Annotated in this window: 13 protein-coding genes, 1 rRNA gene and 2 pseudogenes; 11 read left to right on the top strand and 5 right to left on the bottom strand. The window is 60.3% G+C overall.

What is annotated here, in order from left to right; genetic code table 11:
- A pseudogene (locus V8J63_RS11210) lies at positions 1–4578 on the top strand (LapA family giant adhesin); the annotation flags it as partial.
- Between the two features lie 149 nt (positions 4579–4727).
- A complete protein-coding gene (locus V8J63_RS11205; protein WP_016772279.1) occupies positions 4728–5066 on the top strand; it encodes a hypothetical protein in 339 nt (112 codons plus the stop codon).
- Positions 5067–5275: 209 nt separating this feature from the next.
- On the opposite strand, the gene lapD is transcribed toward V8J63_RS11205, so the two are convergent.
- Together lapD and lapG are read right to left on the bottom strand one after the other, a co-directional pair.
- Entirely contained in the window at positions 5276–7222 is a 1947-nt protein-coding gene (gene lapD, locus V8J63_RS11200) for a cyclic di-GMP receptor LapD (RefSeq protein WP_336464050.1), read from the bottom strand.
- 14 nt (positions 7223–7236) lie between these two features.
- A complete protein-coding gene (gene lapG, locus V8J63_RS11195) occupies positions 7237–7929 on the bottom strand; it encodes a cysteine protease LapG (protein ID WP_110602310.1) in 693 nt (230 codons plus the stop codon).
- A 196-nt stretch (positions 7930–8125) separates the two neighbouring features.
- Between lapG and V8J63_RS11190 the strand changes: the two genes are divergently transcribed.
- The 5 genes from V8J63_RS11190 to V8J63_RS11170 all read left to right on the top strand — a co-directional run bounded on the left by V8J63_RS11190 (position 8126) and on the right by V8J63_RS11170 (position 15130).
- Positions 8126–8836 (top strand): GntR family transcriptional regulator, encoded by a 711-nt coding sequence (locus V8J63_RS11190; RefSeq protein ID WP_016772282.1) that lies wholly within the window; start codon positions 8126–8128, stop codon positions 8834–8836.
- A gap of 698 nt (positions 8837–9534) precedes the next feature.
- Positions 9535–10311, top strand: coding sequence for a DUF3050 domain-containing protein (locus tag V8J63_RS11185; RefSeq protein ID WP_038860823.1), 777 nt, complete (start codon positions 9535–9537; stop codon positions 10309–10311).
- Positions 10308–11237 carry a diiron oxygenase gene (locus V8J63_RS11180; protein WP_336464049.1) on the top strand — a complete coding sequence of 310 codons (930 nt, stop codon included), beginning with the start codon at positions 10308–10310 and terminating at the stop codon, positions 11235–11237. Before V8J63_RS11185 ends, V8J63_RS11180 begins: the two co-directional genes overlap by 4 nt.
- Before the next feature lie 10 nt (positions 11238–11247).
- On the top strand, positions 11248–14640 hold the full coding sequence (locus V8J63_RS11175; RefSeq protein WP_336464048.1) for a non-ribosomal peptide synthetase: 3393 nt from the start codon (positions 11248–11250) through the stop codon (positions 14638–14640).
- A 22-nt stretch (positions 14641–14662) separates the two neighbouring features.
- Positions 14663–15130 carry an SRPBCC family protein gene (locus V8J63_RS11170; RefSeq protein WP_336464047.1) on the top strand — a complete coding sequence of 156 codons (468 nt, stop codon included), beginning with the start codon at positions 14663–14665 and terminating at the stop codon, positions 15128–15130.
- Between the two features lie 126 nt (positions 15131–15256).
- Here the strand turns inward: V8J63_RS11170 and V8J63_RS27790 are convergent, their stop codons facing one another.
- Positions 15257–16042 (bottom strand): methyl-accepting chemotaxis protein, encoded by a 786-nt coding sequence (locus V8J63_RS27790; protein WP_442963524.1) that lies wholly within the window; start codon positions 16040–16042, stop codon positions 15257–15259.
- A gap of 69 nt (positions 16043–16111) precedes the next feature.
- Positions 16112–17137 (bottom strand): annotated as a pseudogene (locus V8J63_RS27785) (HAMP domain-containing protein); the annotation flags it as partial.
- Between the two features lie 312 nt (positions 17138–17449).
- Between V8J63_RS27785 and V8J63_RS11160 the strand changes: the two are divergent.
- The 4 genes from V8J63_RS11160 (at position 17450) to V8J63_RS11145 (ending at position 22794) form a co-directional block, all read left to right on the top strand.
- The gene (locus V8J63_RS11160) at positions 17450–17950 is read left to right on the top strand and encodes a sigma-70 family RNA polymerase sigma factor (RefSeq protein WP_336464045.1); all 501 of its coding nucleotides are present in this window, start codon (positions 17450–17452) and stop codon (positions 17948–17950) included.
- Positions 17950–18951, top strand: a complete 1002-nt coding sequence (locus V8J63_RS11155; RefSeq protein ID WP_336464044.1) for a FecR family protein — start codon at positions 17950–17952, stop codon at positions 18949–18951. Before V8J63_RS11160 ends, V8J63_RS11155 begins: the two co-directional genes overlap by 1 nt.
- A gap of 87 nt (positions 18952–19038) precedes the next feature.
- Complete coding sequence (locus V8J63_RS11150; protein ID WP_130888343.1) at positions 19039–21540, top strand: TonB-dependent siderophore receptor; 2502 nt, start codon at positions 19039–19041, stop codon at positions 21538–21540.
- 75 nt (positions 21541–21615) lie between these two features.
- Positions 21616–22794, top strand: a complete 1179-nt coding sequence (locus tag V8J63_RS11145) for a PepSY-associated TM helix domain-containing protein (RefSeq protein ID WP_024011103.1) — start codon at positions 21616–21618, stop codon at positions 22792–22794.
- A 66-nt stretch (positions 22795–22860) separates the two neighbouring features.
- Here the strand turns inward: V8J63_RS11145 and rrf are convergent.
- Positions 22861–22976: ribosomal RNA gene (gene rrf / locus V8J63_RS11140) — 5S ribosomal RNA — on the bottom strand.
- Between the last annotated feature and the right edge of the window lie 136 nt (positions 22977–23112).

Below are 23112 nucleotides of genomic sequence, written 5' to 3'. Positions count from 1 at the left end.
GGTGGCTCGATCGTTTACACCGCTACGCTGACCAACGCCGCTGGCTCGCCAGTGACCGTGACTTTGTCGAACGGTGCCGTGATCACCATCAAGGCTGGCGAAACCACCGGCACCGCAACTGTTCCTGCACCGTCCGACGACGTCTACAAAGACGCCGGTTCCGTGCAAGCCACGATCAAAACCGCGACCGGTGGCAACTTCGAAAACCTGGTGCCAAGCACCACGCCAGCAGTGACCAGCGTCACCGACACCATCGACACCACCACCGTAAAACTGAGCGCAACCGCCACAGCGGCAGAAGGCGGCAACGTCGTCTACACCGCAACCGTCGGCGCCCCCGTCACCGGTTCGCCAGTTGTCGTGACGTTGGCCAACGGCCAGAACATCACCATCGCCGTCGGCCAGACCACCGGCACCGTAACCGCCGTCGCACCGAACGATGCGCTGACCGGCAACGCTCCGCTGACCAACTCGATCACCAACGTCAGCGGCGGCAACTTCGAAAACCTCGTCGCCGACAAGACTCCGGTCAGCACCACCGTGACCGACACCGTCGACACCACCATCCTGTCCCTCAGCGCCAGTAACTCGGTGGCAGAAGGTGGCCAGATTACGTACACCGCGACACTGACCAACGCCGCCGGCTCGCCTGTGACCGTCACCTTGTCGAACGGCGCCGTGATCACCATCGACGCCGGCAAGACCACCGGCACCGTGAACGTTCCAGCGCCAGCTGACGACGTCTACAAAGACGCCGGCACCGTGCAGGCGACCATCAGCAGCGCCACCGGTGGCAACTTCGAAAAACTGGTACCGAGCACCACGCCAGCGGTGACCAGCGTCACCGACACCGTCGACACCACCACCGTCAGCATCACTGGCAGCAGCTCGGTGACCGAAGGCCAGACCGCCAGCTACACCGTCAGCCTCAATCACCCGGCGCAGACCGAAGTGACCCTGAAAATCGTCTACAGCGGCACTGCTGCCGACGGTTCGGACTTCACCGGTGTGTACACCGTGAAGATCCCGGCGGGCGCCAGCAGCGCGCAGTTCAACGTCGCCACCCTCGATGACAAGATCACCGAAGGCACCGAGAACTTCGTGGTCAAGATCGATTCGGCTACCGGAGGCAACTTCGAGAACCTCGCGGTCAGCAGCACCAATGGCAGCGTCAGCACCTCGATCATCGACAACGATGCACCACCGGTGCTCGATCTGGACGCCAACAACTCCAGCGGAGCGACCGGTGCCGATTACAAAGTGACGTTCACCGAGAACACCCCGGGCGCCGGCGTGTCGATCGCTGACACCGACCTCAGCATCACCGACCCGGACAGCACGATGCTGACCGGTGCCACCGTGGTGCTGACCAACCGTCAGGACGGCGATGCGCTGAATCTGGGCAACAGCGTCAACGGCATCACCATCAATGCCAACAGCACCAACGGCACAGTGACCCTGACCCTCTCGGGTAACGCGACCCTGGCCGACTACATGCAGGCCATCAAGAACATCAGCTTCACCAACAGCAGCGAAAACCCGAGCACCGTGCCGCGCATCATCACCGTGACGGTGACCGATGGCGGCAACTACTCGAACACTGCGACCACCACGGTCAACGTGGTGGCAGTCAACGATGCACCGGTCGCCGCGCCAAGCAATGTCACCGGCACCGAAGACACGCCGCTGGTACTCGGCTGGTCGACCTTCGGCGTCAGCGATGTCGATAGTCCGGCGAGCAGCCTCGGTATCAAGATCACGCAGCTGCCGGGCGAGGGCAAACTGCAGTATCTGGACGGCTCGACCTGGAAGGATGTTGCCAACAACCAGACCTTCAGCAAGGCCGACATCGACGCCGGCAAGCTGCGTTTCCTGCCGGATGCCAACGAGTCGGGCACCAACGGTTACGGCGGCACCGGTCTGGGCAACAAGCAGGCGGACTACGCGCAGATCAAGTTCCAGCCTACCGATGGCCAGGCGCTGGGCAGCACCGGCACAGTGAAGATCGACATCACGCCAGTGGCGGATGCGCCGACCGTGGCCGTGGCCGATAACAGCGTTAAATCCACTGGCCTGATCAAGGAAGTCTGGACCGGTCTGTCGGGCCTGGGCACTGACGGCAGCGGAGCGAACTCGACCACCCTGAAAAACGTCATCGACGCCGCCGGCAAACCGAACTCCAGCGGCAACGTCACCAACGTGCAGTCTGACGGCAGTGTCGCCGCCGGTACGGCGTCGAAGACCTCTGGCCTGATCTACCTGGAAGCCGGCAAGACCTACAGCTTCAGCGGCGTGGCCGATGACAGCCTGCTGATCACCATCGGTGGAAAGAACGTGGCGTCGGGTACCTGGGGCGCGGGCGGTGCGATCAATGGTTCGTTTACCCCGACTACAAGCGGTTACTACACCCTCGACATCTACCACCACAACCAGAGCGGCCCGGGCAGCTACGATGTCAACCTGTCGGTCAACGGCAGCACGCCGATTGACCTCAGCAACGCCGGCGTGCCGATCTACACCGGTGTGCAGGATCTGATCAACTCGGGCGTGACCGTCTCCGATCTGCACGGCACCAACGGCGAAGGTTATTACGACGGCTACAAGCTCAACACCGGCGCCGAAGGCACCACGGTGAAACTGTCGGCAATCAGCACCGCGCTGACCGACACCGACGGCTCGGAAACCCTGAGCGTGAAGATCAGCGGTGCACCGGTCGGTTCGGTGCTCAGTGATGGCGCCGGTCATACCTTCACCGTTACCGCGAGCAATGGCGAAGCCAACGTCACCGGCTGGAACCTCGGCTCTCTGACCGTGACCCCGCCAACCTACTACAACGGCCAGTTCAACCTGACCGTGACTTCGACGTCCACCGAACAGGTCGGCGGCTCGGCAAGCAGCACCGCGACCATTCCGGTCACCGTGGTGCCGGCGGTGTACAACGCGGTCACCGCCACCTCGGGTGACGACACCGTCACCGGCACCGACGCCAACGACATCATCGTCGCTGACATCGGCGGCCTGACCGTGGTCCCGGGCACCAACTACAACATTGCGTTCATGGTCGACAGCTCCGGCAGTATGAGCAGTTCGTCGCTGAACGCCGCAAAGGACTCGCTGACCTCGGTGTTCAACAGCCTCAAGCAAAGCCTGGGCGGCAGCAACTCGGGTACGGTGAACATCTTCCTGGTGGACTTCGATACCCAGGTCAACAAGTCGGTGTCGGTGAATCTCAACGACCCGAATGCGCTGACCTTGCTCAAAGCAGTGCTGAACTCGATGGGCTCCGGCGGCGGTACCAACTACGAGGACGTGTTCAAGACCACGGCCAACTGGTTCCAGAGTGCCGACGCAGTGGCCAACACCGGGGCGAAGAACCTCACGTACTTCATCACCGACGGCCAGCCGACTTACTACCAGACCGGCGAGCAGACCAACCCGACGCTGTATGGCAACGTGAAACTCGACAGCGTGGTGAACACCAGCAACTACAAGCAGGGCGACACGTTCAGCACCTACATCGACAACTCGCACTACCTGACTATCAACAGTGCCGGCAGCGTTGTGCTGCAAACCTACAACTCGTGGTGGGGCTGGAGCAGTGAAACCCTGGGCACGATTCACGCGCAGGGCGACGGCACTTATGAATTGTCGAACCTCGCGGGTACCGGCAACAGCACCAACTCGTCGACGACCAGCAACTCGACCAGCGGCTTTGCCTTGTTGAGCGGGTTGTCGAGCGTCGAAGCCATTGGTCTGAACAACGACGTCAGCCTCAACGATCTCAAGCCGTACGACTCGGACAAAACGCCGCAAACCAACATCGATCCGAAAGACCTGGCCAACTCGATCATCGGCCATACCGAAGCGACGATGCCGGGTAACGACACCGTCAACGGTGGCGAAGGCAACGACATCCTGTTCGGCGATCTGGTCAGCTTCAACGGCATTGCCGGCGAGGGTTACCAGGCAATGCAGGCGTTCGTCGCCAAGGAAACCGGCGTTGATGTCAGCAAAGTCAGCACCAGTAATGTGCACCAGTACATCACCGAGCACTATCAGGCGTTCGATGTGTCCGGCGCGCACGATGGCAACGACACGCTGCTCGGTGGCGCAGGCAATGACATCCTGTTCGGTTCGGGCGGCAACGACCTGCTCGACGGCGGCAAAGGCAATGACATCCTGCTCGGCGGCACCGGCAACGACACGCTGATCGGCGGTCAGGGCAATGACATCCTCATCGGCGGTTCCGGTGGCGACACCTTCGTCTGGAAATCGGGCGACACCGGTAATGACGTGATCAAGGATTTCAAAGCCAGCGAAGGCGACCGCATCGACCTGCGCGACCTGTTGCAGGGCGAGACCGGCAGCACGATCGACAACTTCCTGAAGATCACCACAGTGGATGGCACGTCGTCGCTGCAAGTCAGCTCGGCGGGCAAATTCAACTCGGGCGATGCCGCTGCGGCCACGCCGGACGTGACGATCAAACTGGAAGGCAACAACTGGGCGAGCGCCAACCTGCACAACCTGATTGCCGGCAGCGACCCGACCATCAAGGTCGATCACAACAACAGCTGAGGCTGAAACAACAACGGCCGCCTCCTGTGGGGCGGCCGTCGCGTTTGCGGGCAATGCAGCGGTGACGATTTGATCGGCGCCCCGCATACTGGCGCGCAGTTGGCTATGCTGCTGACAGCATGACGCTGTTCATTTGTGAGGGATGCTCAATGTTTTACGTGCAACGCGATGCGCAAGGCCAGTTGATTCGCGTGGAAGCTGCGGCGTACGCCGAGGCCACGGAAACGCTGCCCGCCGATAACCATGAAATTCAGGCGTGGTACGCCAACGAAGCCGTGGAAAACAGCCTCAAACAGCTCAAGCAGAGCGACTTTGAAATGATTCGGGTACTCGACGACCTGATCCAGGTGCTGACCCAGAAAGGCGTGATCCGCGTCACCGACCTGCCAGCGGCGGCCCAGGCCAAACTGATGGACCGCACCCAGGCACGTGAAGCGCTGGGCGGGTTGAGCCAGTTGATCGATGAGGATGAGGGTGGGTTGATCTGATCCTCCCAAGATCCAAAGCTTACCCTCACCCCAGCCCTCTCCCGGAGGGAGAGGGGGCCGATCGAGGTGTCTTGCGCTATCCATCGACCTGAGAGATCGAGTCGATTTTGGATTCAGTGGAGCTCTTGCACGTCGGCGTATCTCGTAAATATCCCACGGCCAGTCCCCTCTCCCTCTGGGAGAGGGTTAGGGTGAGGGCGCTTCTTGGCTCACCCCCAAGGCTTCGGTTCACCGAGCAACTGCCCCTGCACGCCATACAAGCCCATCTCGCGAATCACCGACAACTCCCCTTCAGTCTCGACCCGTTCGGCAATCAGCGGCAGATCGATGCTGTGCGCCGCGCGCTGAATCGCTTCGATGAACAGACGCTTGTCGCTCTCCTGATCGATCGCGCGGATGTAGCTGCCATCGATCTTCAAGTACGCCAGACCCAAGCGCGCCAGGTTGCCGATCATGCTGAAGCGCCCGCCGAAGCGCTGCAGGCTAAGCGAGAAACCGAGCTCGCGCAGGCGTCGGGTCAACTGCTCCAGCACCGCTTGTTCAGGCAATTGCTCCTCGCCGATCTCCAGAGTAAGACGCGCGCCGAGATTGGAATGCGCGCGCAGAATTTCGAAGACTTTGTTCAGCGCCTGCGGGTCGGCCAGCGTTGCCGAGGACAGGTTCAGCGCCAGCGAATCCTCGTGCCCTTTCATCTGCTCGAGCACGCGTTCAAGCATCAGGCGATCGAGCCGTGCGGTCCAGCCGAAGCGCTCCAGCCAAGGCAGGAAGCGTCCGGCGGGAATGGTCTGGCCCTGCTCGTCGAGCAGGCGTGACAGCACCTTGTAATGCAGCACCAGTTGCGTGTCCTGCGCAGCGACCACCGGCTGGAAGTACAGCTCGAAACGCTGCTGACTCAAGGCCTCATCCAGCAGTCGATGCCAGGCGTGATGATCGTCACCGACCTCCGCCACCAGACTCTGATCGATGCACGCCCAATTCTGCTCGCCCTGTCCTTCGGCCTGTGCGAGCGCCTGATCGCCCAGTGTCAGCACCGCTTGTGGTGAATCACCATGGGCAAACGGCGCCAGCCCGATGGAAGCCACCGCCGGCACATCGGTCGCGCCAGTGGCGTGCAGGCTGCTCAAGGCGTTGTCGAGATTCTGCGCCAACTGTAATGCTTCCTCGCGCACCAGCCCGGGGGCGAGCACGGCGAATTCACCGCCGCGAATACGCGTGACCAAGTCCTGGGTTTGTGGATATCTGGCGCACTCGCGGGTCAGTTGCTCACCGACGGCCTTGAGCAATTGGTCAGTACGCTGGCCGCCGAGACGCTGATTGAGCCCCGCCAGATCCTTGACCCGCAACAGCAGCAGATAACCGGAACTGGCCTGCTCCGGGTTGCTCACGCGGTTGTTCAGTTGCATCTCGAAATAGCGGCGGTTGGCCAGACCGGTGAGGTTGTCCTGATAGGACTCGGTACGCAGTTTTTCACTGCGCTCGGCCTGCTCCTGGAACAGCGTCTTGAGCTTCTCGACCATCTGATTCATTGCCTGCACCACGCGACGCAATTCAGGCGTGCGTGGCAGATCCGGCAGGCTGAGAAACTCGCGGCGGGCAATCGCATGGGACTGCTGGACCATGTAATCGAGGGGTTTCAACTGCCGACGCAGCAACAGCGCGCCGAGCACCGCACTCAATGCGCCGCAGATCAGCAACCAGCCAAGGCTGCCCAGTGCGCTCTGCCACAGCTTGGCCACGGCGAACATCGGATGGCTGACCACCTCGACCCGCGCCGCCTGCTCCCAGCCACGGCTGACCAGCGCATCGCCACCCGCCGGTTCGAGGCCGATCAGTCTGACGAACCAGTCCGGCACATTGCTCACCGCCGGGGTACCGCTGCGCTCGACAATGGTCTGGTCGGTCTTCACGTCGACCACGCGGATGCTCGCGTAATAACCGCTGTCGAAAATCGAACTGACCAACAGCTCGACCATCGCCGGGTCGTCGATATTCGGCGTCAGCGACAACGCCAGCGCCGTCGCCGCGTCCTGTGCGTGGGAGCGCAACTGGTTGACGTACTGGGTGCGCGAGCTCTCCAGGCTGACCATGAAGCTGCCGGTGAAGGCCACGACCAGGAACAGACAGATAGCGATCAACAGCTGTTTGAACAAAGACATCTGAGCGCGTGCTCCTAGTTAGTCGTCTCGACCGGAAAACCTTCGGCCTGCATTTTTTTCAGCACATCCTGCCAGCGCGACAGGCGTTTGGTGTCGCCGACCTTTTTATTGCCCTTGGCGCCGGGCAGATACAGACCTTCGGCATTGAAAGAGTAGACCGGCAGCAAATCGGTCCGCTGCGACGCCGGCTGGATCGGATCGATCAGGCTGTCGAGCACCAGCGGCATGGCATCGGGGGTCGCATAGTACGTCAACACCATGTGCGCGCGGTTCTGGCGCAGCGCCTTGACGTAGGTGATGCGCAGCTTGTCACTGGAAACGCCGAGATGGCGCAGGCTAAAATACTTGGCGATGGCGTAGTCTTCGCAGTCACCGGCACCCTTCCACAGGGCTTCGATCGGGGTTTCCCAGTAATCCACTTCGCGCCACAGATCGATGTCTTCGACGTAACGCACCTGCTTGTTGAAGAACAGGTTCACCACCTTGAGCTTGTCCATCTCACTGACCTGCTTCTGCGTGGCCAGCAGATTCTGCCAGGCGTCGATGCGCTGCTGCCCCGCGCCCAGTGGCCCATAAAGAGCCGTGGCCTTGCGGCTGATCGCGGAAAAATCCCAATTGGCGTGCAGGCCGCCCAGCATGACGCCGGCCAGCAGCAATGCGCAGCCAAGCCAGCGCAAGGTCCGAGGGATCGCGAAACGTACCGCCACTGCAGGTTTCCAGAAGGACAGAAAGGAAGCGTTTGATGGTGAAGCTTAGCCCGGCAAAAAACAATGGCACCGTGAGATCATCGAAGACGCGCTAGACTTGAGATTGCCGCGCAACGTTTTACAAGGTTTGACAACCTGTAGAGCAATCACTAGTGTCATTTGGATCCAAATATTGCGACCTACAGGGTGTGTTGTCGTGACTCAGAAGCCCAAACCGCTGCACAGCATCAAAGTCGAAGGACCGATTCCTGCGCATCTGGCCCGGTCGGTGATCGAAGAAACCCTGCGCTCGGCCATTCTCGATGGCCGCCTGCCCTGTGGCACTGCACTGCGCCAGCAGGATCTGGCCGATCTGTTCGGGGTCAGCCGCATGCCGGTGCGCGAAGCCTTGCGCCAGCTCGAAGCGCAGGAGCTGCTTAGCGTCACTACGCACAAAGGCGCCGTGGTCGCCCCGCTGATCCAGGGCGATGCCGCTGAAACCTACGAGTTGCGCATTCTGCTCGAATCCGAGGCATTGCGGCAGTCCATTCCGCTGCTGACTGAGGCCGAGCATCAACTCGCCGCTGGCTACATCGACGAACTGGAAGCGCAGCACGACTACAACGAAATCGGCCGCCTCAACCGTCTCTTTCACATGGCCTTGTACAGCAAAGCGCCCAATCAGCGACTGCTGCGCCTAGTGGAGGACGGGCTGAACGAAGAAGAACGTTTTCTGCGGTTCAATCTGGAAGCGATGGGCTTGGGCAAGCTGTCCCAGGATGACCACCGCGCCATGCTTCAGGCCGTGATCGAGCGGGACATACCGCGCTCGCTCGCAATGCTGGAGCAGCACCTCAACCGTGGCGTTGAGGTTATCACCCGCTACCTCGCGACTCCCGCCGCACAGAAGCGTCACACCGCACGCTGATATCTCGTACGTCGAATAATCCCCTTACAAATCTTCGCGACCGCTCTGCTGCCGGCTCTGGCAGCGGATCGGCGTGCCCGCTGGTGCCCGCCCCGGCCCTGCCGACGCATTTCTGCTGCCCGCCGATGACCAATCGGTAATAGCCGTGACGGCAATTTACCCGCACTCTTCCAGCGCCACCCCTACAGAACGGGGACGCGCCGCCCTGACGGCACAGTCCCCGCAACAGGAACCTACGGAAGGAGCCTTGTCACGGGAAACAGGAAGTCATGGCGCCGGTCCCGGCCAACTTTCGCCCCCTTTGAATTCATAAATTTCCCTTGTTTAAAAGTTGCTTCGAGTGAGGCATTCACTCTTGTTATCGATTTTGGCCGTTATTAGCCGAAAGGAGTAACTACGCCCTAATAAAACTTGATCTGAAAGTTTTATCGGCAACTCTTATATTCAAAAAACAGCCAACTTAAAATAATTGAAAATAAACTTGTTAAATGCATTTGCCCTGTATTAGTTTTTCTCTCGCCAGGTTTGAACGTCGCCGTTCAGCGCGGCATACCTCACGCACCAACCGCAGCACCCGTGGCGCCGCAACGGCGCCACAGCGCAATCAATATTTGCCCGACCAACTTGCTATCCAACTTGCTCGACCGCTTACAGCAACTGAAAAGAACCGTGCACTTCAATCAATGATAAAGGACATCATGATGCCCACTAAGCAGCAACTCGCCCTGAAGAAAGCCGAACTGAGTATTCACCCGATCTTTTCCGAGATTACTTCGTTATCGGTATTACGCCGTTTCATGGAAACCCATGTATTTGCCGTATGGGACTTCATGTCGCTGACCAAGCGCCTGCAACAGGAACTGACCTGCACGCGTTTACCCTGGTTGCCGCCGCGCGATCCCCACGCGGCTCGGTTGATCAACGAGATCGTGCTGGGCGAGGAATCGGACGATCGCCTCGATGCCGGCCACTACAGCCACTTCGAGTTGTACCTGGATGCGATGCGCGAAGTCGGCGCGAGCACCACGGCGGTAGAGCGCTTTGTCGCCCTGCAGCAGGAAGGCGTGAGTTATGACGTCGCGTTGCAGAGCGTCGACGTCGACCCGGCGGCCGCGCAGTTTGTCCGCGATACCTTGCGCATTGCCCTGGAGGCGCCGAGACACAGTGTCGCTGCCGCGTTCCTGCATGGTCGCGAGAGCGTCATTCCAACGATGTTCCAGCGCATCCTCGATGACTGGGGCATCGGCATCGAACAGGCACCGACCTTTCGCTACTACCTGCAACGGCATATCGAAGTCGATTCCGAAGATCACGGCCCGGCCGCCGAGCAGTTGCTGGAGCGTCTGGTGGACGGCGATCCGCAGCGCGCAGCCGAGGTTTACGCCAGCGCCATCGCCGCCGTGGAAAGCCGCATCGCCTTGTGGGACGGGCTGCGCCTGAGCATGGGCGTGGAAGTTGCCGAGGTGGCCCAATGAACGCTGCCGACTATCAATCCTTCGCCGAGGCCTGGGAAAGCCGCGCGACCATCCGCACCCGTCCCCGGCGGCTGCTGGAAGACGATCAGCGCCTGATCTACCCGCTCAGCCGCCAGCCGCTGGTGCTCAGCGAAACCTTCCTGCGTGAATGCCCACAGCAACGTGATTTCGCCCTGGTGCAGACGTTGTACAAATTCATCAACGACGTAGTGATTTTCGAGACGGAAATCGTCGACAAGACCGCCCGCAGCATTGCCAAGAATCGCTTTGCCGTGGCGTTCCCGTTCGCCTGTCGCTACGACGCGATGACCGTGGTGGTCGATGAGGATTACCACGCGCTGGTGGCCATGGATTTCATGCAGCAAACGGTCGCGCTGACCGGTATCGAGCCGATTCAATTGCCCGATGAAATCGAGCTGAGCCGGGCGATTCCCGCCGCTGTTGCGCTGGCGCCGGAATACCTGCGCAGCGCGGTGGAACTGATTTGCGTGGCGATCGCCGAAAACACCGTGACCGGTGATGTCGCCGCGTTCGCCCGCGACGATTCGGTCAAGCCGTCGATCAAGGGCCTGATGGCCGACCACTTGCTCGACGAAGGTCGCCACTCGAGTTTCTGGGCGCGGATGGTGCGCATCTATTGGCACACCGCCAGCGACGCGGACCGCGAAACCATCGCGCAGATTCTGCCGGTGTTCATCGGCCATTACCTGACCAACGACATCCAGAAGTCCTTCGATTTGCGCCTGATCGATGCGCTGCCGGTCAGCGAAACCACCCGACAGTCATTGCGTGAGGAGATCGCGGGACTGGCCTTCCCGATCAATCGCCACCACCCGTTGGTGGGCAACATCGTCAGGTTTTTCCACAACAGCTCGCTGCTCGACACACCGTGCGTGCAGCACGCCCTGCGCGACTATCTGGTTTGAGGAGGCCGACATGAAACGTCTCGACATTTTGCTCACCGGCGCCGGCCAGGCCATGACCGATCTGGCCCGGGAGCTCGAACAGCATGGCCATGCTGTGACCCGCAGCGGCGCCACTCAAGCGGCGGTGGATCTGATCATCGACGATGGCTTTATCGCTGCCGGCGACTTCTGCGCCATCCCGCATCTGCACCTGCGCCTGGGTGTCGCCGCGCAAGACCATGGCGGCCTGCCGACCCTCGACTTGCTGTGCTTCCTCGGCTCGTCGCTGATCAGCCGTGTGCCGATCGGCGATGAGCCGTCCGGCAACGGTCAGTCGCTACGCCAACGAGCGCTCGCCCATGTGGTCGATGAGGTGGCGTTGCTGGTCAGCCGCTTTTCCCGCGATGCCGATTATTTCCGCCATGCCCCTGCGCTGATCGCGCCGGATTTCGAACGCCTGGAAGACCTGCTGTTCCTCGACAAACTGGCGTATGTCCACCGTCTCAACGACACGGCAAACCCGGCGCTGCTGCAACAAGCGCAGATCCCGCTGATCGAGCGCCTGCAACAGAGCCTGATCGAGCATGCCGAACGACCGTCGCTGCACCTCGGCGGACAGTCCATCAGCTACCGCCAGTTGCACGACCACAGCCGGGCGATTCAACAGCGGTTGCTGCCCTTGCTTGAGCAACATCCGCAGCCGTGGGTGGTCGGTGTCTGCCAAGGCAAAAGCCCAGCGCTGTTCGCCTCGATCCTGGCGATTCTCGGCAGCGGCGCGGTGTACTTGCCACTGGAGCCGAGCCATCCATTGCCGCGTCAGCAATACATCCTGGAAAACGCCGGCGCGGTGCTGTTGCTTCACGATGGACAGCAGGCGCTCAGCGAGTCGGTAGCGGGGCTGGATGTCAGTGGCATCGAAGCGCCGAACGCCGATCTCGACCGGCCGCTGATGCAGCACCGCCCGGAGCTTGATGCGCCGTGCATGGCGCTCTACACCTCGGGTACCACCGGGCATCCGAAAGGCGTGCTGCTCAGCCAGGCCAATCTCGCCCATTTCACCGCGTGGTACGCCGACTACGTGCAGCTGCACGCCGAGAGTCGGGTGTTGCAGTTCTCTTCGCTGAGCTTCGATTCTTCGCTGATCGACATCTTCCCCAGCCTGCTCGCAGGGGCGGAACTCGTCGTGCCCGACGACACCCAGCGCCGCGATCCTTTGCAGCTGATTGCGCTGATTCGCCGGCGGCAACTGACCCACGCCTTCCTGCCACCGGCGCTGTTGAGCATCCTGCCGCTGGAACAACTGGAGGGCGTGCAGGTGATGACCGGCGGTGATGTCTGCGAGCCGTACGTCATCGAGCAACTGACCCGCCAAGGCACCCTGCACAACCTGTATGGCCCGACCGAAGCCACCGTGCTGATCACCGCGCGCCAGCTCAAACCGGGCGACAGCAACCGCACGCTGGGAGGGCCGATCGCTAACAGTCGGGTGCTGATTCTCGACGACGATCTGCAACCGGTGCCCGATCAAACCGTCGGTGAGCTGTTCATCGTCGGCCCCGGTGTCTGCCTCGGTTACCTGAATAATCCGCAGCAGACCGCCGAGCGTTATCTGAGCCTGTCACTGCCCGGCGGCGAAACCCTGCGCGCCTACCGCAGCGGCGACATGGCCAAGTGGGGCGAGCACGGTATCGAGCTGTGCGGGCGGCGCGACAATCAGGTGAAAATCCGTGGCTTCCGCGTCGAGCCGGAAGAGATCGAACGCTGCCTGCGCGAGAGCCGCTTGTATCGGCAGATTGCCGTGGTCATCGACAGTCAGCGGCGCATTCTGGCGTTTATCGCCCAGCCACAGACCGAGACTGCCCGCGACGCATTGAAGGCTCACGCCCGGCAGTTTCTGCCGGACTACATGCAACCGGGAGCGTGGACCGAACTGGCGCAGATGCCGTTCGCCAGTAACGGCAAAGTCGATCGCAAGGCGCTGTTGGCATTGCCGGTGACGGTCCAGGACAGCGCTGCGAAATGCCTGCCGGCCAATGCTGACGAAGCGCTGCTGTTGGAGATCTGGGCAGAATTGCTGGAACTGCCGACCAGCGACATTTCCACTGACGAAAGCTTCTTCAATCTCGGCGGACATTCGATTCTGCTGTCGCGGATGTTGCTGCGCTTGCGTGAGGAATTTGGCCGAAGCATTTCGATCAATCGCTTCATCGAACTGCCCACGATCAGCAAACTGGCGACGCTGGTGCGCGGCACCGATGACAGCGCCGTGCTCAGCGCCCAAGCCATGGCCGACGCCGAGCGCGCGCTGGATATCGAACCGCTGCCGATCAGCCGCATGGGCGATGTGCACAAGGTCATCGTCACCGGTGCCAACAGTTTTGTCGGCGTGCACATCGTCGAAGCGCTGCTCGGTTGGGGCGCCAGCGAAGTGGCCTGTCTGGTGCGCGACGGCGCCGGGCAAACGGCGGCGCAACGTTTCGCTCAGGCACTGCACGAAAACCGTCTGGAGCACCTCGACCTGAGCCGTGTGCGGGTTTATGCAGCTGATATCAGCCGTCCGCAACTGGGCCTGGGCGATGAGGATTATCAGCGCCTGGATCGCGAGTTCGGCGCGCTGGTGCACAACGCCGCCAACGTCAACCACGTACTCGATTACGAGTCGCTGGCGGCGGATAACGTCGAGCCGATCTTCGCCCTGCTGAAGCTGTGCGAGGGGCAGCGCAAAAAGGTCTTCAACTTCGTCTCGACCCTGTCGGCATCCAGCACCGTGGATGATGCCGGTCGAGTGCTGGAACTGCCCGCCGCCGCGACGCCGCCGATCTATATTCGCAACGGCTACAACCTGTCGAAATGGGTCGGCGAACGCATCCTCGAACGGGCGCGCGAGCGTGGTGTACGGGTCAATCTTTATCGCCCTGGCAACATCAGTTTCAACAGCCTCAGCGGCGTTTGCCAGCCGCATAAAAACCGTTTGATGCTGATGCTCAAAGGCTCGATCCAGCTCGGTCAGGTGCCGGCGTTTGCGCTGAATTTCGACCTGATGCCGGTGGACTTTCTCGCCCGCTTCATCGCCTTCCATGCCAGCCGTTATTCAGCGGATCGTGCGGTGTTCAACCTGCACAACCCTGAGCCGCTGAGCTGGGATGCCTACGTCGCTTCGTTCCGCGAAACCGGCAGCGAGTTTGCGCTGGTCAGCGTCGCTGACTGGCAGCAGCAACTGAACCGGGTCGACGCCGACAACGCGCTGTTTGGCGTGCTCGGTTTCTACCTCAATGGTTTCGAAGAAGACATCGGCGACATCTCGCTGATCGGCCACGCCAACGCCGAGGCCGGCGTGCAGCAGATGGGCGCGCACTACCCACAGAAATCCCCGGCGCTGCTGCGTCGCGGCTGCGACTACCTGAAAGAAATCAACTTCATCTGACTCATCAACAAGGAGCAACACCATGAGCAATCTGCAACCCGACACCCTGATCAAAAACCCGCAAGGCTGCCACGTTGTGTCGTCGGTGGAAGTGCCGGGGGACGCGGCACAAGTCTGGGCGATCGTTGGCGATTTCGCTGGCTTCGAACGATTCATTCCAGCGCTGTCGCACACCGAAATGACCGGCGAAGGCGTGTCTTCGCTGCGCAAGAAAGTCTTCAAGGACGGCAACGTCGTGGTCGAACAACTCAACTCGCGCGATGAACAGGCGCGGCGCATGACCTGGACGACGATCTACAACACGTTGGGGGTGGCGAATCTGTGGGCGGCGATGCAAGTGGAATCGCTGAGCGCAGAGAAGTCGCGAGCGACCTGGACGATCATTGCCGAATCGGCTGCGGGTGGGGATGAAGCATTGCCGGGGTTCAGGGATTTCGTGCAGGGGTTTGCCGATGATGCGATGGGCAATGTGCTGAAGCTGTTTGTTTAAGGCATCGGTTTGGCGGTGATTGAACCGCCGCTTTCGCGAGCAGGCTCGCTCCCACATTTGGAATGCATTTCCCTGTGGGAGCGAGCCTGCTCGCGAAGAACGATAACGCGGTCTGCGATCTGTGAATCAGATCTTGAAACTGTCGACCAACTGCTTCAACCGGTTCGCCTGCTGCGACAACGCATCACAATCCTTCAACGTTTCGTTGAGGTTGGCCACGCTCTGCTGGTTCAACAGGTTGATCTGATTGACGTCGACGTTCAGCGTTTCCACCACCGCCGTCTGCTCTTCAGTCGCCGCTGCAACCGATTGGTTCATACCGTCGATTTCGCCGATGCGCTGGGTCACGCTGACCAGACGCAGACCGGCCTGATTCGCCACTTCCACGCTTTGCTCGCTGGACGCCTGACTGGCGTTCATGGTGCTCACCGCTTCGCGCGAGCCGACCTGCAGCGAGGTGATCATCTTGTGGATCTCTTCCGCCGATTCCTGGGTGCGATGCGCGAGGTTACGCACCTCATCGGCAACCACGGCAAAACCGCGCCCGGCTTCACCGGCACGCGCGGCTTCGATAGCAGCGTTGAGCGCCAGCAGGTTGGTCTGCTGCGAGATGCCTTTAATCACATCGAGGATGTGGCCGATGTTGTCGGTGCTGGCATTCAAGGTTTCGATCTGCGTGCATGACAGGCTGATCTTCTGCGACAACTCGGTCATCGACTGAATGGTCTGCTCGACCACCTGACGACCGTCGTCGGCCTGCTCGGAAGCGCCACTGGCGTGCTGCGAAGCATCCGCCGCGTTGCGCGCGATCTCTTGAGTGGCGGCGCCCAGCTGATTGATCGCTGCCGCGACGCTGTTGGTGCGCGCACTTTGCTCGTCGGAACCGACGATCGAAGCGTTGGACGAAGCCATCACCCGTTGCGACAGGTCATGTACGTGACGGGTCGCCGACGACACTTCGGAAATCGATGCGTGAATCCGTTCAACGAACTGGTTGAACGCGCTGCCCAGTTCACCGAACTCGTCTTTGCTCTCGACCACCAGACGCCGGGTCAGATCGCCCTCGCCTTGGGCAATGTCCTTCATCGCGCGGCCCATGGTGGTCAGTGGACGCATCAACACGTTGATCAACAGGCTCAACAGCAACGCAATCGCCGCGACCGCGACAAACATGGCGATCAACGCCGAGGTGCGGAATTGGCTGAGTGCGGCGTAGGCCTTGTCGCGATCGATCGACAGACCGATATACCACTGCGCATTCGGCAGATCGCTGACCGGGGTGAACGAGAGAATGCGTTCCTGGCCGTTGAGCACGACGTTCTGGTTGCCCTTCTCGATGCGCACGCTGGTGTTCGGGTAGATGTCCTTGAGGTTTTTCATTACCTGATCTTTGTCCGGGCTGACGATCACCTGACCGTCGGCACTGACCAGAAACGCATGGCCGAGGCCACCGAAGTCCACCGAGTTGATGATCTTCACCAGGGTTTCCAGGCTCAGGTCACCACCGACCACACCGAGCAATTCACCGTCCTTCTTCACCGGCATGGCGATGGTCACCACCAGGCCACCGACGGCCGCCATGTACGGCGGTGTCAGCATGGTTTTGTCGGCGGCCACGGCCTGCTTGTACCAAGGGCGCTGACGCGGATCGTAACCGTCCGGCATCTTCGCATCAGGGCGCTGGGTGAAGACACCGTTGGCCTGCCCGACATAAGTGAACTGGAAGTTCGACGTGAAGGCCGGTTGATCGACAAGGCCGGGGAGGTCGGCATTCCTGCCTTGATGGGCAACGTTCTGCGCGAGGTTTTCCAGCACCAGAATGCGCCCGCTCATCCAGTTCTGCACGCTGCTGGCGGTCAGGTCACCGGCCTGTTGCACGGAGGACTGCAGGTTCTGGCGAATGGTGTTTCGCTGCAGATAATCGTTGTAGAGCGTGAACAACGCGAACGCCAGGACCACGACGCCCGAAGCGGCCAGGAGGATTTTATGGCTGAACTTGAGATTCATTTCATGGGACTTCTTATGCCAAAAGTGGGGATGCGTTTCCGGATGCAACATTCCATGTACGGTGCAGGCAGCTTTCTTCTGGCCGCTCTACTTTGGTGCACGCATTTCTCACCAGTCTGTCGGCCAGCGGCGGAGAAATCTTAGGGGCGCGTGAGAGATGGGCGGGTTTTGGACAGGATTCCCGCCGAACGGCGTGCAAGAGCGGCTGCGAGGGAATTTTTCGCATCGACATGGGGGCAGCAGTTGCAAAATCTGTAACCCTTGATGACAATGCGACTAATTATCATTTGTGACATTCGGGCTGGCGTGGTCATGTCTTCATCTGAGTTGGTCGTACAGGCGCTTTACGGTAGTCATCACGGCTGGCTCAACGCTTGGCTGCGCGCGCGGCTGGGCAACGCAGCGGATGCAGCGGATCTGGCTCAGGACACTTTCCTGCGCCTGCTGCAACGTACCGAACGCCTCGAACTGAAAGCGCCCCGAGCTTTCCTGCGAACCATCGCGCGCGGTCTGGTAATCGATCATTGGCGCCGCGAGGAAATCGAGCGGGCCTATCTGGAGACCATTGCTCACTTGCCTGAAGGCGAAGTACCTGACGCCGAATCGCGCGCGTTGGTCTTGGAACTGCTGGAAAGCATTGCGCGCATGCTCGAAGGACTTAAGCCGAAAGTGCGTCAGGCGTTTCTCCTGGCGCAGTGCGAAGGTTTGACTCACAAACAGATCGCCGAGCAGTTGGGCGTATCGGTACGTTCTGTGGAACGCTACGTCGCCGATGCGCTGTATCACTGCTATGTGTTGCGGTATGAAAACTGATGCCTGTGGATAACCTCTCACTCGCTCGCCGCGTGGAACCGCGCCAACACGTGGTCAAGCAAGCGATTCACTGGCTACTGCGGCTGCGCAACAACCACGGCAATTCGCGGCTGACTCGCCAATGCGAGCAGTGGCGCGCCGAGCATCACGAACATGAAATTGCCTGGCAGCGGGTGCAGTCGCTGCAAGCCGAATTGAGCTCCAGTCTGCGCGCCGTGCCGGGTGCGCAGGTCGCTTTCAACACCTTGGAAAACAGTGCGCAGGGGCTGGGCCGACGCCAGGCCTTGAAGTTGTTGTCGGGCGCGCTGTTGATGGGCTCCGCCGCGTGGCTGGCCAAGGACAGCGCCGCCTGGCAGCAATGGAGTGCCGACTACGCGACGGCGACCGGCGAACGGCGCGGTTTCCAGTTGCCCGACGGCACGCGCATCGAACTCAACACCGCCAGCGCCGTAGATCTGGATTACACCGCGCAGCGGCGCCTGATCAAACTGACCCGTGGCGAGATCATCGTTACCTGCGGCGGCTCTGACGAGGGCGCGGCGACCGATCGACCGCTGCGCATACAGAATCGCCACGGCACTTATGCGCCGTTCGATGCGCGTTTCATTTTGCGTCAGGAAGAACAGTGCACGCGGCTCAGCGTTACCCGTGGCCGGGTGTTGGTTCGCGCTGGCGGTCATTCCCTCGAAGCACTCGCCGGGCAGAGTTTTCTGGTCGATCAAAGCGGTTTGCGCGCAGCGCCGACGCTGGATATGGATGCGGGCGCCTGGCTCGACGGTTTGATTGTCACGCGCAATATGCGGCTGGGCGACTTCCTCGCTGAAGTCGGCCGTTATCGCCCGGGTTATCTCCATTGTTCGGCGGATATCGCAGACCTGCGCCTCTCTGGAGTGTTTCGTCTGGAGGACACCGACAGGCTGCTGGCGATTCTGCCGCAGACGTTGCCGGTGCAACTGCGCTATCGCACCCGTTGGTGGGTGACCCTGGAACGTGCGGTGTGAAATTTTTTTGGCGGGTTTTTCCAGGCAGTCCGGCTTAGTCAGTAAGCACTTCAAATCAGCCCTCGCGACTGCCTACGGAAATCCACAATGACTGTCCGCGCCACTTGTAAGAACCCTCTGAATTTCACTGCAGAATCGACACTACTGCGCCATGCGGTTCGGGCGGCACTGCTGACCACCGCGCTGGGCGTCAGCGTGTTACCGAGCCTGAGTCTGGCCGCCAACACCGGCACCGAGATCAGCCACCGCTACAACATTGCTGCCGGGCCATTGGGCGAGGCTTTGAATCAGTTTGCCCGGCAGGCCGGCATCACCTTGGCGATGACGCCGCAACAGACTCAAGGTCAGCAATCTCCCGGCGTGCAGGGTGAATATTCGACCGACCAGGCCTTGAGCCATTTGCTCGGTGGCTCAGGGCTGGAAGCCGTCAGCCAGGACGGCAGCAGCTACATTCTGCGCCCGCTGGCTGAAAGCGAAGCACTAGCCTTGCCGACCACCGACATCAAAGGCTTCGCCCTCGGCAACGCGCTGGGCAGCATGGCCGGCTACAACGCCACGCACAGCCAGATCGCCACCAAGACCAGTACCGCCCTGCTGGAGACCTCGCAAAGCGTATCGGTGGTGACGCGTGAGCAAATGGATGACCAAGGCTCGCAAACCGTCTCGCAAGCGATGCGTTACGCCCCGGGCGTGCTGACCAACCCGTATGGCGCCACCCATCGTTACGACTACGTGGCGATGCGCGGTTTCAACGACGGCTCGGTGGACAACATCTACCTCGACGGCCTCAAGTCGATGGGCGACAGCGGCACCTACAGCACCATGCAGGTCGATCCGTATTTCCTTGAACGCGTGGATATTCTCAAAGGCCCGTCATCGGTGCTGTACGGCCGTAGCTCGCCCGGCGGTCTGGTCGCGCTGACCAGTAAAAAGCCGTTGTATGAGGCCTACCATCAGGTGCAGGCGACAGTGGGGACGCAAGGCCAGCGCGGGATTGGTTTTGACTTCAGCGGTCCGGTCGATGACGACAAGCGCATTGCCTATCGTCTGACCGGATTGAGCGATCAGTCCGACACGCAATTCGATCACAACAAGGAAAAACGCTTCGCCCTCGCGCCGACGTTGAGCATCGATTTCAGCGAAGACACCTCGCTGACCCTGCAGGCCTATCTGCAACACGATCCGGACGGCGGTTACCACGGCGGCGTTCCGGCGGACGGCACGATCCATCAGCGCAATGGCGAGCGCATCTCGCCGCGCTTCTTCGAGGGCGAACCGGGGATCGATGGTTACTCCCGTGACCAGCAGTCGTTCGGCTATCAGTTCGAACATCGCTTCAACGACGTCTTCACGGCGCGGCAGAACTTCCGCTATCTCGATTCCAAAGTGAACATGGATCAGGTCTACGCCTATGGCTGGACCACCCCGACCAGCAATGAACTGAACCGTTATTACACCGGCGGTGATGAGCGCCTGCATGCGTTCATCGTCGACAACATGCTGCAGGCCGAATTCTTCACCGGCGCGACCAAGCACACAGTCCTGATGGGCGCGGATTATCAACGGCGCAAAACCGTGGTCGACTGGACCAGCGGTGGCCTCGCGCCGATCAATGCGTTCAATCCGGTGTACGGCAACTCGGCGATCGAGATGTACGGCGACACCAGCTATCTGCGTCGTCTGGAGCAGACCGGTGTGTATCTGCAAGACCTGATCGAGATGGACAAGTGGCGCTTCTCGCTGGGCCTGCGTCAGGACTGGGTCGAGACATCCGATGAAAACCGCATCGCCGAAGCGGGGCGTCCGGTGGGTACAGAGATCAATGATCGGCGCACGAAACTCACTGGGCGTGCCGGCGCTTTATATCTGTTTGATAACGGTCTGGCGCCATACATCAGCTACTCCGAGTCGTTTAACCCGAACTCCTATGCCGACAGCGCCGGTAATCCACTGGCCCCTACCGATGGCACGCAGTGGGAGGTCGGTTTGAAGTATCAGCCGCCGGGCACCGACAACCTGTTTACCGCCTCGCTGTTCCGCATCGACCAGGAAAACCTCGCGACCAAACTGCCGCAGGAGAACTTCTACCGCGCAGTCGGCGCCGTACGCTCGCAAGGTCTGGAGCTGGAAGCGCACCTGCAACTGACCGATAACTTGAAAGTGCTCGGCAGTTACACCTTCACTGATATCGAATATTCCAAATCGATGATCAGCACCTTGAGCACGCCGACCGATGTCATCGAGAACAAGGGCAACTCACCGACTCAAGCGCCGCGACACATGGCCTCGCTGTGGGCTGACTACAAGTTCGACAGCGCCGCACTTGATGGGCTGCGCCTGGGTGGTGGGGTGCGCTATGTCGGCTACAGCTGGGCCGATGCCGAGAACACAATGAAGGTGCCGTCTTACACGCTGTTCGACGCCTCGATTGGTTATGACCTGGGCAAGGTCGGCTTGACAGGTGTGGATGTCCGGCTCAACGCGAACAACCTGACCAATGAATCCTATGTCGCGTCCTGCGCCAGTCTGAACTTCTGCTACATGGGCGAAGAACGCAACGTAGCGGCGACCGTCAGCTATCAGTTCTAAAGCTATGTCCTGTGCATAAAAAAGCCAGCCCCTGCTATCAGGGGCTGGCTTTGTCGTTTCTTCGGGGTGTTTTGTATGCGTGCGTTTCTGGTTTTGTTGCATCGGTACATTGGATTGGCCACTGCGACGTTTTTATTGTTGGCCGGGCTGACCGGCAGTGTGCTGGCGTTTAATCACGAACTGGATGAGTGGCTGAATCCGCAGTTCTACGAGGCGACCTCAGTGGGTGAGCGCTTGTCGCCGGGCGCGTTGGTAGATGCAGTGCAGACTGCACATCCGAAACTGCAAGTCTGGTACATGGAGTATCCCCATGAGACGGGGCATACGGCGCTACTGGCGGCCGTTCCGCGTAAGGATCCGGCGACGGGCCAGCCGTTTGATAAGCCCAATCAGGTGTTCTATCTGGACCCGGTCAGCTCGGAGCAAAAAGGCGCGCGCTACTGGGGTGAATGCTGTTTTCAGCGGGAGAACTTCATCCCGTTCATTCTGGAGTTTCACTACAACCTGACATTACCGGGTAACTGGGGATTGCTGTTAATGGGTGGGGTGGCCATCGCGTGGGTGATCGACTGCTTTGTCGCATTGTGGCTGACCTTGCCGCGTGGCAAGCCCTTCTGGAAGAAGTGGGCGACTGCGTGGAAGGTCAAAGGCGGGCATGCCTACCGCTTGAACTTCGACCTGCATCGCGCCGGAGGATTGTGGCTGTGGCTGCTGCTGTTACCGATCGCCGTCAGTAGCGTGGCGATGAACTTGCCCAGCCAAGTGTTCAAGCCTGCGGTTTCGTTGTTTTCGCCCATCGAGCCGAGCGTTTATGAAGCCAGAGGACGAATGCCCGCCAATCAACTGGGTACGACACAGTTGAGTTATCAACAGGCGTACCAAAGGGCATTGCAGGAAGGGAAACGATTAGGACTGACGGCGGCAATCGGCGAGTTGTATTACAGCTTTGAGTACAACTTCTACGGCGCAGGATTTGGACAGCACGATACGGACGCCCATGGAAAATCCTGGTTGTTCTTTCACGGTACAGATGGCCGATTATTGGGACAGGAGATCGCGGGACAGGGCACGCTTGGAGAGCAGTTCTATCGACTTCAGTTGCCCATACATGGAGGACGGATCATCGGGGTGACAGGGCAGGTAATGATCGCGGTACTGGGTGTGTTGATTGCGGGGTTGTCAGGGACGGGCGTCTATATTTGGTGGCGCAAGTGGCAGGCAAGACGCAGCAGCAAGAGTCGCAGAACGGCCTGATCTTTCGTACACGCTTAAATGACAAAACCCCTGTCTGCGTTAGCAGACAGGGGTTTCGGAATTCAATCTTGACGATGACCTACTCTCACATGGGGAAACCCCACACTACCATCGGCGATACATCGTTTCACTGCTGAGTTCGGGATGGGATCAGGTGGTTCCAATGTTCTATGGTCGTCAAGAAATTCTTTATCTGGCCCGTCAACACGGTAACAAGCCAGCAAAAACAGGAACTTCTACTAAAACAAAACCCCAACTGCTTTCGCAATTGGGGTTTCGGAATTTAATCTTGACGATGACCTACTCTCACATGGGGAA

Origin of the sequence: Pseudomonas sp. CCNWLW23, from assembly GCF_037095675.1 — a bacterium.
GTDB lineage: Bacteria > Pseudomonadota > Gammaproteobacteria > Pseudomonadales > Pseudomonadaceae > Aquipseudomonas > Aquipseudomonas atacamensis.
The sequence above is the reverse complement of the archived record's forward strand: the minus strand, read 5'-3'. Positions and strand labels throughout refer to the sequence as shown.

What these genes read in the sequence shown, in the direction of transcription:
- V8J63_RS11175 (WP_336464048.1), top strand. Translation starts at nt 11,248, where the DNA reads ATGAAACGTCTCGACATTTTGCTCACCGGCGCCGGCCAGGCCATGACC.
- V8J63_RS11145 (WP_024011103.1), top strand. Translation starts at nt 21,616, where the DNA reads ATGCGTGCGTTTCTGGTTTTGTTGCATCGGTACATTGGATTGGCCACT.
- V8J63_RS11150 (WP_130888343.1), top strand. Translation starts at nt 19,039, where the DNA reads ATGACTGTCCGCGCCACTTGTAAGAACCCTCTGAATTTCACTGCAGAA.
- V8J63_RS11155 (WP_336464044.1), top strand. Translation starts at nt 17,950, where the DNA reads ATGCCTGTGGATAACCTCTCACTCGCTCGCCGCGTGGAACCGCGCCAA.
- V8J63_RS27790 (WP_442963524.1), bottom strand. Translation starts at nt 16,042, where the DNA reads ATGGCTTCGTCCAACGCTTCGATCGTCGGTTCCGACGAGCAAAGTGCG.
- V8J63_RS11205 (WP_016772279.1), top strand. Translation starts at nt 4,728, where the DNA reads ATGTTTTACGTGCAACGCGATGCGCAAGGCCAGTTGATTCGCGTGGAA.
- V8J63_RS11180 (WP_336464049.1), top strand. Translation starts at nt 10,308, where the DNA reads ATGAACGCTGCCGACTATCAATCCTTCGCCGAGGCCTGGGAAAGCCGC.
- V8J63_RS11185 (WP_038860823.1), top strand. Translation starts at nt 9,535, where the DNA reads ATGATGCCCACTAAGCAGCAACTCGCCCTGAAGAAAGCCGAACTGAGT.
- V8J63_RS11160 (WP_336464045.1), top strand. Translation starts at nt 17,450, where the DNA reads ATGTCTTCATCTGAGTTGGTCGTACAGGCGCTTTACGGTAGTCATCAC.
- V8J63_RS11170 (WP_336464047.1), top strand. Translation starts at nt 14,663, where the DNA reads ATGAGCAATCTGCAACCCGACACCCTGATCAAAAACCCGCAAGGCTGC.
- lapD (WP_336464050.1), bottom strand. Translation starts at nt 7,222, where the DNA reads ATGTCTTTGTTCAAACAGCTGTTGATCGCTATCTGTCTGTTCCTGGTC.